The organism is uncultured Duncaniella sp., from assembly GCF_910577345.1.
In the GTDB taxonomy this organism is placed as follows: domain Bacteria; phylum Bacteroidota; class Bacteroidia; order Bacteroidales; family Muribaculaceae; genus Duncaniella.
In genome coordinates, this window is the sequence record NZ_CAJTMT010000003.1 from 39,955 (window position 1) to 52,683 (window position 12,729).

8 protein-coding genes are annotated in these 12,729 nt (G+C 51.1%); 2 read left to right on the forward strand and 6 right to left on the reverse strand.

The genetic code is table 11. The features are described from left to right. Position 1: 1 nt before the first annotated feature. The 6 genes from QZ310_RS02170 to QZ310_RS02195 form a co-directional block, all read right to left on the reverse strand. Positions 2 to 661, reverse strand: a complete 660-nt coding sequence (locus tag QZ310_RS02170; RefSeq protein ID WP_297069908.1) for a DUF4974 domain-containing protein — start codon at positions 659 to 661, stop codon at positions 2 to 4. Next, positions 654 to 1,142, reverse strand: coding sequence for a sigma-70 family RNA polymerase sigma factor (locus QZ310_RS02175; protein WP_297069909.1), 489 nt, complete (start codon positions 1,140 to 1,142; stop codon positions 654 to 656). The genes QZ310_RS02170 and QZ310_RS02175 overlap by 8 nt, the downstream gene beginning before the upstream one ends. 672 nt (positions 1,143 to 1,814) lie before the next feature. Continuing rightward, on the reverse strand, positions 1,815 to 2,192 hold the full coding sequence (locus tag QZ310_RS02180) for a hypothetical protein (protein ID WP_297069911.1): 378 nt from the start codon (positions 2,190 to 2,192) through the stop codon (positions 1,815 to 1,817). A 246-nt stretch (positions 2,193 to 2,438) separates the two neighbouring features. After that, the gene (locus QZ310_RS02185) at positions 2,439 to 3,866 is read right to left on the reverse strand and encodes a glutamate synthase subunit beta (protein WP_297069913.1); all 1,428 of its coding nucleotides are present in this window, start codon (positions 3,864 to 3,866) and stop codon (positions 2,439 to 2,441) included. Positions 3,867 to 3,974: 108 nt separating this feature from the next. Next, the gene (gltB, locus tag QZ310_RS02190; RefSeq protein WP_297069915.1) at positions 3,975 to 8,483 is read right to left on the reverse strand and encodes a glutamate synthase large subunit; all 4,509 of its coding nucleotides are present in this window, start codon (positions 8,481 to 8,483) and stop codon (positions 3,975 to 3,977) included. A 38-nt stretch (positions 8,484 to 8,521) separates the two neighbouring features. Continuing rightward, entirely contained in the window at positions 8,522 to 9,946 is a 1,425-nt protein-coding gene (locus QZ310_RS02195) for an ammonium transporter (protein WP_297069917.1), read from the reverse strand. A gap of 354 nt (positions 9,947 to 10,300) precedes the next feature. Between QZ310_RS02195 and QZ310_RS02200 the strand changes: the two genes are divergently transcribed. After that, on the forward strand, positions 10,301 to 11,470 hold the full coding sequence (locus QZ310_RS02200) for an acyltransferase (protein ID WP_297069919.1): 1,170 nt from the start codon (positions 10,301 to 10,303) through the stop codon (positions 11,468 to 11,470). Positions 11,471 to 11,539: 69 nt separating this feature from the next. After that, positions 11,540 to 12,727 (forward strand): metallophosphoesterase, encoded by a 1,188-nt coding sequence (locus QZ310_RS02205; RefSeq protein WP_297069921.1) that lies wholly within the window; start codon positions 11,540 to 11,542, stop codon positions 12,725 to 12,727. The last annotated feature ends 2 nt before the right edge of the window (positions 12,728 to 12,729 follow it).

Genomic DNA, 12,729 nt, shown 5'->3' on the forward strand with positions numbered 1-12,729 from the left:
ATCAGTCTACAGTTATAGTCTTTCCCTTAAGTGAAATTTTTATTTGCTCAAAATTATTAAGCTGGTCGATGGTTTCCTGTGGAGATTGAGCCGTATTCCACTTGAAGTACAGACGCAGAGTGGGGGCAGACGGATTGGCGAAACGTACCCGAAGATCCTTCACCGCTGCAATGTGGGTGAGAATGGTTTCAAGTGTCTCGTCTTCGAAAACAACGACCTCCTTTACGGTGCTTACAGAGTCATGACGGACAAGCATGTTGTCATGTGTAATTACCGATATTTCGTCACCGGCTTCGATGTTGACGGGAGATTGGACAACAGCATCATCATCGTCAGTGGACAAACCATAATGACCGATTCCAATTCCAATTGCGACGGCCACAAGAGAGCTGACAGCTATCCCCCCGATTGCTGCCGCGCGACTGCCAAACCAACGCAGGACAGTCGGACGGGAATCCAGCCGACGTTCCACCATCTTCCACTCCTTATCAATGTCAACCGGATGGAGGTCAGCATCATGCGCATTAAGTGCAGAAGCGGTTTCAGCCATAATGCCATACAACTCCTTAACCTCCCGATCAGCTAAGAGCTGTTCCAGGTCCTGCGGTGAATACTTTTCGGGATGCTCAACGATGTCAAGCACTAAATCATACTTATCCATGTAACTTGAATTTTTTACGCATTATTTCTATGGCATGACGCAGATGCTTATAGACAGTAGACTCACTGATGCCCAAGCCGGATGCAATCCCGGTATATGACAATCCATCGCGGTAGCGCATCTCCACCACCCTACGGCATTGTGGGGTGAGGGCGGAATCAAGCATTTCGGAGAGACGACGCAGTGTTTCCTCATCGGGCCAGTCTTCGCGCTCGGAATCCTGAAGTTCAAGCAGGTAAAGACTGCTGAGACGATCGTGAATACTAAGGTCGCGCAGGTGGTTAAGACAGCGGTTCCTTACTCCGGAGAGGAGATAAGACCCGGTAATCTTTCCGACGGAACCGTTATTGAATAGCGAGACAAACACATCTTGGACCACATCGCGTGCGATGTCATCGTCATGCAGCAACGCTCTGGCCAGTCGATACATGGCTGCATAATGAGTCCGGAAGAGCAGTTCTATGTCAGTTTTCTTTGTCATACATGGATAAGACACATGACTTTCCCAAAACATTACCTCTAAGCAGAAAAAAATTTAAAAAAGTTTTATGGAAGGGGGGTGATTGATGGGGTGGTACAGATGGTTGGATATTGATGGGGTGAGTGATGACAGGTGATTGATGACAGATGAGTGGTTGGTCATTGATGGGTGCTTACAGATAGGTACTTTGTTACAGATGGATGATTACAGACGGATTGGTCACTGATGGGCGGTTACGGATGGGGTGATTGATGACGGATGGGCGGTCACAGATGAGTGCTTGACTACTGATAGGCGGTTGCAGATAGGTTAGTCATAGATGGGTGGTTGCAGATGATTGGTTATAGATAGGGGGGATATCGCTAACTAAAATTATGGAAGAGCGGGGCAGGATTGGATGTCCGCAGGACATCGATTTTTTCGTAACCCTGTACATCGGAGCGAAGCGAAGATGTGCAGGGAAAGTTCATGCTCTATTTTGAAAGGTGTCTGCAAGACACCGATTTACCATGATGGATAGCATGGCTGATGCGATAATCGATGTCCTACGGACATCTTTTTGGAAGGGAGAGATGGACTTTCCCCGCACATCTTCGCTTCGCTCCGATGTTCGGGGTTACAGAAAAATCGGTGTCTATCGGACACCTGCGGCTGCACCTGTCCGTAGTGAGATCAACGGATGCGGTAGAGGTCGCCGTTGTCGAAACCGGTGGTTATGGCTCTGTCGCCAAAGAAATTGATTATTGCAGGATCGTTAGTTAATATATTCTTCAACGCTGCGAAGACATGATTCAGAGCATCCTGCCAATTCATTGCACTTACACTGTCCGCAGACAATGGGAAGTACTTGTCGACAGGTTGATAATCCTCATCACAAGCCCAATCATCGTCATCCGGGTCATATTCTTTTGAACCAATCATGTAGAGGCAGTATCCTCCACCCTCTTGTTCAAACAAGCCGAAATTTATTCCCTTGATGTCTGCCGGAATCGTCTCGGATTCGACTATTCCACGGAGCCAGCAGCTAATATTTTCTTCAGTGGTAACCATAATTTTTAAATCTTTGAGAGTAACTTATATAGATATGTCAAACGCCATGCGTTAATCCGGAGGTTGCAGATCTTTTACGGCAATAATTATGAATATGGCCTGCATATCTATCCGCAAAGATAGCATATACAGGCCATAATAAAAAAACAATAGCCGTTTTTATTGGTCACGCACAATTCATGCATGACTTGTTCCTATAAAAGTGACGTATACTTATAAAGACGTATCCTTATAAAATAGCACTTCCTATCTGCCGGTCAGGAAATTATGGATTCCTTGGGCGGATTTGCGGCCGGAAGCGATGCAGCGGACAACGAGTGAGGCTCCGGTGGAGACATCGCCCGCAGCAAACACTTTCGGATTGCTCGACTGTCCGTTCTCATTGACTTTGACATTTCCTCGCGCATCTTTTTCAAGCCCGAGAACGTCAATTACACCCTCTGCTACCGGTTGAGTGAAACCCATCGCCAGCAATACGAGGTCGGCCTTTATGGTCTCGGTGCGGCCGGTGTGGATGAGATTCATACGTCCGCTCTCCTCATCCTTCTCCCATTCAACCTCCTCGACCTCGACCTCCCTCACATGACCATCGGCATCCGCAACGAAGCGGCGCGTGTCGAGAAGCCAACGGCGCTCACATCCTTCAAGATGGCTGCTCGAAGTCTTCAGTACTACAGGCCAATAGGGCCACGGGGTGGCAGGGTTCTCCCCTACCGGCGGTTTCGGCATAATCTCAATCTGTGTGACAGACAATGCACCTTGACGGCGGGCTGTACCCACACAGTCACTACCGGTGTCACCACCTCCGATGACAAGCACATTCTTCTTTTTTGCAGAAATGCGTTCGTCACGGCTGATTTCCGCCCCGGCATTCACACGGTTTTGCTGCTGAAGAAGTTCCAAAGCGAAATGAACCCCTTTCAGCGTCCTACCCTCAACCTTAAGGTCGCGAGGCACCTCAGCACCCATCGCAAGACATACGGCATCGAACTCTTCGAGAATTTCCGAGGCGGAAATATCGGTCCCTACCTTCACTCCGCACCGAAACTCGATACCCTCCTCTTTCAGAAGCTCAAGACGACGGTCAATCACACTCTTGTTGAGCTTGAAATCCGGAATACCGAAACGGAGAAGTCCGCCGGGAGCCTCATTTTTCTCAAATACGGTCACACTATGCCCCCTACGGTTAAGCTGATTGGCGCAGGCAAGCCCTGCAGGACCTGAGCCTATGACCGCAACACGGAAACCGGTGCGTTTCTTCGGAGGACAGGCTATGACATAGCCCTCGCTGAAAGCACGTTCGACAATCGCTGCCTCATTCTCGCGGATGGTAACAGGCTCATGCTCCTTGTTGAGCACACAACCCTTCTCGCAAAGCGCGGGACAGACACGGCCTGTAAATTCAGGAAAATCATCCGTCATTGTCAAGAGCTGATAAGCCCCCTTGATGTCATTTTTATAAAGGCGGTCTTGCCATTCCGGCTGACGGTTGCCGAGCGGACAACTCCAGTGGCAGAAAGGCACGCCACACTCCATGCAGCGCGAGGCCTGCAGACGGCGGTCCTCAGTGTTGAGCGTCTGCTCAACCTCACCATAATCATTGACGCGGTCATGGACGGGACGATAACCCGCCTCCTTACGCGGTATATTCAGAAATGCTGTGGGATTTCCCATATCTATTTTAGTCTTAATACTTTATACTTAATACTTAGTACTTAACACTTGTGCGCAGCACTTAATACTTTATCCTTAGTGCTTAACACTTGCGAAGCAACGCTTCGCTCAGTCTGTCTGCATGGATGCGATTCGCTGCTGCAATTTTGCAACCTTCTCATCGTGAAGTACCTTCTTGTATTCGATAGGAATAACCTTGATGAACTGCCCGACATAGTTGTCCCAATCGTCAAGCATCGCGCCTGCAAGAGGGCTGTGGGTGTGGCGGAAATGATTGCCGATAAGGCGGTAAAGTTCACGGTTGTCGGCCATCTCTTCGATGAGTGAAAGTTCCACCATCTCCATGTTGCAGAAATAATCGAAATTACCATCCGGATTCCAGACGTAGGCTATACCACCGCTCATACCTGCGGCGAAGTTGCGACCGGTAGAGCCGAGCACGACCGTGCGGCCTCCTGTCATATACTCGCAGCAGTGGTCACCCACACCTTCGACGACGGCTGTCGCACCGGAATTGCGGACACAGAAACGCTCACCTACGCGACCGTTGATGTAGATTTCACCTGCAGTAGCACCATAGAGGATGGTATTGCCGGCAATGATGTTGGCTTCGGGAGCAAAAGTCGAACCGGTCGGGGGGACAATCACTATCTTACCGCCGGAAAGGCCCTTGCCTACATAGTCGTTGGCATCACCCTCAAGACGGAAACTGATACCGTGGGCAAGGAACGCGCCGAAACTCTGACCCGCTGCACCCTTGAACGTGCAGTTGATTGTATTGTCGGGCAGTCCGGCATCGCCGAACTTTTTGGCAACCACGCCTGAGAGCATAGCGCCGACCGAGCGGTCAGTGTTGCATATCGGGAACTCCAGTTCGACAGGCATGGCAGACTCTATGGCCGGATAGGCACGGCTGATTATCTCGCGGTCAAGCACATGGTCAATGTCGTGTTTCTGACGGGTGACATTAATAATCGCGTTGGTGTCACATTCCGCAGGCCGGTGAAGCAGACGGCTGAAATCAAGCCCTGAAGCCTTGGCATTCTCCATCCCTTCCTTCACGAAGAGCAAATCGGCACGTCCGATAATCTCGTCAAGTTTCCTGACACCCATCTCCGTCATTGTCTCACGGATTTCGCGCGCGAGGAAGCGGAAGAAGTTGACCACATACTCTGAACGGCCTTTGAAACGCTTGCGCAGTTCCTCATTCTGTGTGGCCACACCGACAGGACAGGTGTTCTTATGGCACTTGCGCATCATCACACATCCGAGGACAATGAGCGCACTCGTGGCAAAACCGTATTCCTCCGCGCCGAGCATCGCCATGATGATGACATCACGCGCGCTTTTGAGCTGACCGTCGGCCTGAAGTTTCACCTGTCCGCGCAGATTGTTGATGACGAGCGTCTGCTGAGTTTCGGCCAGTCCGATTTCTACCGGGACACCGGCATAGCGGATGGAACTTGCGGGAGAAGCACCGGTGCCTCCGTCACTACCACTGATGGTGATAAGGTCGCTCTTGGCTTTGGCAACACCGGCAGCGATTGTGCCGACACCGCTCTCAGAAACGAGCTTGACACTGACGTTGGCGGAAGGATTGACGTTTTTGAGGTCGAAAATGAGTTGTGCAAGGTCCTCAATCGAGTAGATATCGTGGTGCGGAGGAGGAGAAATGAGAGATATGCCGGGGATTGAATGACGGGTCTTTGCAATAATCTTGTCGACTTTGAAACCGGGGAGCTGACCACCCTCACCGGGTTTTGCACCCTGCGCAACCTTTATCTGGATTTCGTCGGCATTGACGAGATATTCGGTAGTCACTCCGAAACGACCGGAAGCGACCTGCTTGATTGCCGAACGGGCCGACGAACCGTCGGGACGCGCGGCGAAACGCTCCGGATCCTCACCACCCTCACCCGTGTTGCTTCGCGCACCGATGGCGTTCATGGCGATTCCGAGAGCCTCGTGAGCCTCACGGCTGATTGAGCCGAACGACATCGCTCCGGTCACGAAACGCTTCATGATTGCCTCCTCCGGTTCAACCTCATCGACTGGAATCGCCTCACCCTTGCGGAAATCAAGAAAATCGCGGATGAAGATGGGTTTAGGCTTGTTGTCGACAAGCGACGTGTATTCTTTGAATTTCTTATAGCTGCCAAGACGTGTGGCAAGCTGAAGAGTTGCGATTGTTTCGGGGTTCCATGCGTGTGACTCACCATCCTTGCGGAATGAATACTGTCCGATGAAAGGCAGTGGCGATTCAGTATCGAAATCCTCGTCAAAAGCCTGTGCATGAGGCCGGACAATATCCTCAGTCAGTTGCTCAATGTCCACACCACCAATCTTGCTGACAGTGTTGCCGAAATATTCACGGCAGACCGAATCGGCAAGTCCGACAGCCTCGAATAGCTGCGCGCCTTTATAGCTCGTGATGGTAGAGATACCCATCTTTGACATCACTTTCAGCAGACCCTTGTCAATGGCCTTGATGTAGTTCTTGGAAGCCGTGTCGAAGTCAAGCTGTATCTCATGGCGCTTCACGAGGTCGTCGATAACGGCAAATGCAAGATATGGGTTGATGGCACTTGCGCCGTAGCCGCTCAGAAGTGCGAAGTGCATCACCTCGCGCGCATCGGCGGTCTCGATGACGAGGGCTGTCTGGGTGCGCTTCTTGCAGTTGATGAGATGATGGTGGACAGCCGCAGTGGCAAGCAGCGAGGGAATCGGAGCGTTGGCAGCATCAACATCACGGTCGGAAAGCACTACATAGTTGCATCCCTCGTCGACAGCCTGCTCGGCTTCCCGGCAGAGGCGTTCGATTGCCTTGACCAGACCTTCATGACCATCGGCAGCGGGGAAAGTCATGGCAAGTTTGCGGGTATTGAAACCCTTGTAGCGAAGATTGCAGAGAAGGTCGAGCTCGCGGTTGGTGATGATGGGACGTTTCAGAAGCACCATCTTGCAAAGTTCCGGTGACGGGTCGAGAAGATTGAGCTTCACTGCACCGATATAGCTGTCGAGGCTCATGACGAGTTCCTCGCGCAGAGGGTCGATGGCAGGATTTGTCACCTGAGCGAAATGCTGACGGAAATAATTGAAGAGCAACTGCGGTTCCTCCGAAAGCACTGCGATTGGAGTATCCTTGCCCATCGAATTGACAGGCTCCTTGCCGTCGGTGAGCATCGGAGTGATGATTTTCTCAACCTCCTCACGATTGTAGAGGAAGGTGTGGAGCAGACGGCGGAAATCACTGACTGTATTCTCCACCTTTCGTCCCGAGATGATGTTGTCGAGGCTGATGCGGTTGCGGGATAGCCAGTCGCGGTAAGGAAATTCGCTTGCAAGCGCCTCCTTCAACTCCGCATCCTGATAGATTTTTCCCTCCTCCATGTCGACCATCATCATTTTTCCGGGGCGGAGACGCCCCTTCTCCTTGACTTCCGAAGCCTCGAAGGGAAGGACACCCATCTCGGAGGCGAGGACGACAGTGTCGTTGTTGGTGATGAGATAGCGCGCGGGACGAAGGCCGTTGCGGTCAAGCATACCTCCGGCATAACGGCCGTCGCTGAACAGAAGGGCCGCCGGACCGTCCCATGCTTCCATGAGGATGGAATTGTATTCGTAGAACGCCTTGAGTTCGGGCGAGATTGGATTCTTGTCGTTGAACGATTCAGGAATCAGCATCGAAAGTGCGCGCGGAAGACTCATACCCGACATGACAAAGAATTCAAGCACATTGTCGAGCGAGGCAGAATCGCTCATGCCCGGCTGGACGATGGGTGTCATGTCGCGGTCACCGAACGCTTCGGGACGGAGCATACATTCGCGCGCTTTCATCCAGAGGCGGTTGCCCTGAATGGTGTTGATTTCGCCGTTGTGGCCGAGCATACGGAAGGGCTGTGCGAGTGACCATGTCGGGAATGTGTTGGTGCTGAAACGGGAATGGACGAGCGCCATCGCCGTCGTGAAGCGCGGATTCATCAAGTCGGGGAAATAGTAGCGGAGCTGAAGGCTCGAAAGCATACCTTTATATATAATGATGCGCGACGAAAGCGACACGATGTAGAAATCATCCTTCCCTTCGAGCGACAATGAGCGCACTTTTTTCTCGACCGCCTTACGCAGTAGATAAAGACGAATCTCAACCGGACGGTCGCTCTCCTCGTCGGCCACGAAAATCTGCTTGATGACAGGTTCGGCAGCGCGGGCCACGGAACCGAGTTGCTCGTTGTTGGTGGGGACATCGCGCACGGCAATCAGTTTCAGCCCGAGTTCGATGGCCTCGCGCTCGATGATTCCGAGAATAATCTGAATGGTGTCCTCATTGCGGGGAAAGAATACGAGTCCTGTGCCGTAACGTCCCTTTTCGGGGACAGGGATACCTTGAAGCAGGATGAATTCATGAGGAATCTGCACCATGATACCGGCTCCGTCGCCGGTCTTGGGGTCGGCACCCTCGGCTCCACGGTGAACCATGTGTTCGAGAACTTGCAGACCTTTTTCCACGAGATGATGCGACTTGATGCCGCGCACGTTGACGAGAAGGCCCACGCCGCAAGCATCATGCTCGAAGCGCGGGTCATAGAGTCCTTGTTGTGTAGGGGTTAACATTTGCATATTATGTCTCTTTCAATTATATATTCCTAATTTGTCAATCAGTTTTCTTCCACTCCCTTGAACCAATCGCTTTCCGTAGGCAGACCAGGAGCGCTTTCATAGCCATATTCCTCGCCATGCTGTGAGGAGTCGAGCCCTACGCGCTCGTTCCAACCGGAAACTCGCATGGGAATGATTTTGTCGGTAAGCCAATATAGGCCATAGCTCATCACGAAGGTGTAGACAAACACCATTCCGAGGACAAGGATATGATTCCAGAAAAATTCACCGCGTGAAATCATGTCGGGATCGTTGCGGGCAAAGAAATCGTAGGCGAAAATTCCGGTAAGCACTGTGCCGATGATTCCTCCGAGACCGTGAGTCGGAAACACATCGAGGGCATCGTCGAGAAGATTGCTGTAGCCCTTCCATGCTACAGCCATATTGCAACACACGGTGATGAAAAGTGCAATGAAAATGCTCTGTCCGGCTGTGACCCATCCGGCGCAGGGAGTGATTGCGACAAGACCGACGACAGCACCGATGGCAGCACCCATTGCCGACGGTTTGTGGCCGCGTATGGCATCAAGAGCTATCCACGCAACCATTGCAGTGGCGGCGGCAGTGTTCGTGTTGAGGAAAGCGGAGACCGCAATGCCATCAGCAGCAAGCGAACTGCCACCGTTGAATCCGAACCAGCCGAGCCACAGAAGTGCGGCACCCAGCAGCACGAAGGGGACATTGGCAGGCTTGTTGGTCTCCCCTTTCACCTGACGGCGGCGTCCAAGGAACATGGCACCGGCGAGAGCAGCGACACCCGAGGCCGCATGAACCACGATACCTCCGGCATAGTCATGGACATGCATCATGCCGAAGAGTCCGTCGGGATGCCATGTGCAGTGGGCAAGCGGACAGTAGACAAGCACAGTCCAAAGCACCATGAACAGGAGATAGCCGGAGAAATGCACTCTCTCGGCGAAGGCTCCGGTGATGAGCGAGGGGGTGATAATGGCAAATTTCATCTGGAAGAGAGCGAAAAGAGCCAAAGGAATGGTCGTGGTGGCTATCCCAATTTGGGAGATGTCACCTTTGGCAGTCACATTGTTCACCCCGACATTCTTCATCATGAAAAAGTCGGCGGGATTTCCGATGACATGGGCAATATCATCGCCAAAGGCCAGACTGAATCCGAAGATTACCCAGATGACACTGACAAAGCCCATCACGATGAAACTCTGGAGCATCGTCGAGATGACATTTTTCGGACGGACCATGCCACCATAGAAGAAGGAGAGTCCCGGGGTCATCATCAACACGAAAATTGTGGCTGTAATCATCCATGCGACATTTGCCCAAAGGTGATCTCCGGGGAGGTCGAAAAGGGAGTCGGAGAACTCCGTCCTCAATCCGAGGACGCCCACTGCAACAAGTGCGACTAAAACAAGCAGCCAGCCTGCACTGACTTTTTTACCATTCAGAATCATACCTTAAAGTGCATTATTAAAAATAAAACGAAACAAAAACAATCTTAATTTTTATTTAGAACATCGCAAATGTAGCAGTTTGTTTGTTAAATGCAAAATATTTTAGCAATTTTCTTTATTTTACCGATAAAACGAAGCATTTTTCTACATTTTCACCACACATAGACGGTACAAATGACATTATGCATTGAAAATAGTATTGACTCCCCGCCATCAGGTTTAAAAATTTCTTAATTCTAAAGCCCCATATCCAATAAAACCTTAAATCATTTGCAAAATTTACTAAAATCACATACCTTTGAGCCAACTATTGTTTCATCTATTTGGTTTATCTAAATAAACCCGCAAAGCGTAATGGACGCAAATAATTTAGATTTCACTGATATAGCTCCCTACGACGACAGTCAATTCAAGGAAGTAATTAGCAAAATGGTGTTGGAACCCGGATTCGAACATGCGATCCGTTGGATTCTGCCCGATATAGACTATACCCAATTCACCGCATTGCTCACAAGCTGTAATTCCAAGCGTGAGTTCCAGTCACGTGTGATGCAGAATTTCCTGAACGAACTCGAGCGCAAGACAACAGCCGGAGTCACCGCTACAGGAGTGGAAAAAGTCGATCCCACCAAATCATATACTTTCATCACCAACCACCGCGACATTGTCCTTGACGCATCCTTCCTCAACCTCATCTTCCTGCGTCACGACATGAAAACATCCGAGGTGGCCATCGGCGACAATCTGCTCATCTATGAGTGGATTACCGACCTCGTGAAGCTCAACGGCAGTTTCATCGTCAAACGAAACCTCCCCACCCGTCAGGCACTCGAAGCCGCACGCGAACTTTCGGGCTACATCCATCATGCCATCTGCAACAAGAACGAGAGCATCTGGATCGCGCAGCGCCAAGGACGTGCGAAAGATTCGAGCGACCACACTCAGGAAAGTGTACTCAAGATGCTCGGGCTTGCCGGAGGGGGCTCACTGCCCGAAAATCTTGCCGAGATAAATATCTTCCCGGCTGCCATATCCTACGAGTTTGACCCCAACGATTATCTGAAAGCACGGGAATATCTCCTGCGCCACCGCGATCCCGAATTCAAGAAGTCGCAACACGACGATCTCTTCTCGATGGAGACAGGACTGATGCAATACAAGGGACGTGTCCACATCTCATTCGCCGGCTGCATAACTCCCCTCATCACCTCCATCCCCTCTACAGCCGACAAGCAGGAGACAATCCACCGGATATGTCATCACATCGACTGCGGAATCCACGGAGGATACAAAATCTATCCAATAAACTATGTGGCCTACGATCTGGCGTTCGAATCAGACATGTATCACGACCGTTACACCGATGCCGAGCTCCAAAACGTCAAGGACTATATCGAAGGTCAGCTCGACAAGATAGATATCCCCGACATCACGGCTCAGGAAAGAAATTTCATGCGCACATATATGTATATGATGTATGCAAATCCGCTGCGCAATAAACTCCTTGCCGCAGGTAGTTGTTGATATGAACAGATAGATGAATTCCAAATCCATCCGGACAACAATTAACAACTAAAGTCAATATCCACAGCTATGCGACTGCCACTCGTTCCACTCTTCGTTTTCCTTATTATAAATATATTTGTCGACACTTATATTTATAAGGCTTTGAAACGCAGATGCAGGAGTCTGTTGCCCCGAAGGGTACAGTTGTGGACAGCCATAGCGCTCTTCATCCTCATAATTGCCGTCATCTGTATGCCGAGGCGCAATTGCTCCAACGTGACACTGCTGGCAATAATGTGGATGCTTTTCACATACCTGTCGGTCTACATTTCAAAATACATCTTCGTCATCATCGACCTCATCGCAAAGATTCCCGTCCTCTTCAAGAAAAAACGCGTGAAGTGGCTTTCGGTCTGCGGAGCCACATTGGGAGTCATTGTATTCGGTGCGATGTGGTGGGGAGCGCTCATCAACCGCTTCCGCATAGATGTGAAGGAGGTGACAGTCGTCATTCCCGACCTGCCCGATGCCTACGACGGCTACCGCATAGCACAGTTCTCCGACATGCATGTGGGAACCTTTGGCAACGACACTACATTCGTGTCCACCTTCGTTGACCGAATCAACTCACTCAACCCCGACCTCATCGTATTCACCGGCGACATAGTGAATTCAAAGACTGAGGAACTTCCGCCACAAGTCGGTCCGTTCTCCCGCCTCGACGCGCCCGACGGTGTCTACTCCATCCTTGGGAACCACGATTACGGCGATTATTCCGAATGGCCTTCCACCGAGGCCAAAAAGGCCAACATGGACCGACTCAAGGAACTTCAGGCTGCTATGGGCTGGCGACTCCTGCTCAACGAGACAGCCATGCTCCACCACGAGGGTGACTCAATCGCGCTCATCGGAGTGGAAAATATCGGTGACCCGCCCTTCAAAGTCTACGGATCGCTCACCCGCGCCTATCCGCAACTTGGCGACAGCGTCACAAAAATACTCCTCACCCACAATCCGGCACACTGGGTAGACTCCATCGCCGACAATCCTGCAATGAGAGTACCCCTGTCGCTTTCCGGCCACACCCATGCGATGCAGATTGAACTGCTCGGATGGTCACCGGCCGAATACCGCTACCCGACCTGGGGCGGCCTGTATAATGACACTGACAACAAACATCAGCTATATGTCAATATCGGTGGTGGCACTGTTGGCTTTCCCGCCCGCATCGGAGCCACACCCGAAATCACACTCATAACACTCAAAAAGCATTAAAC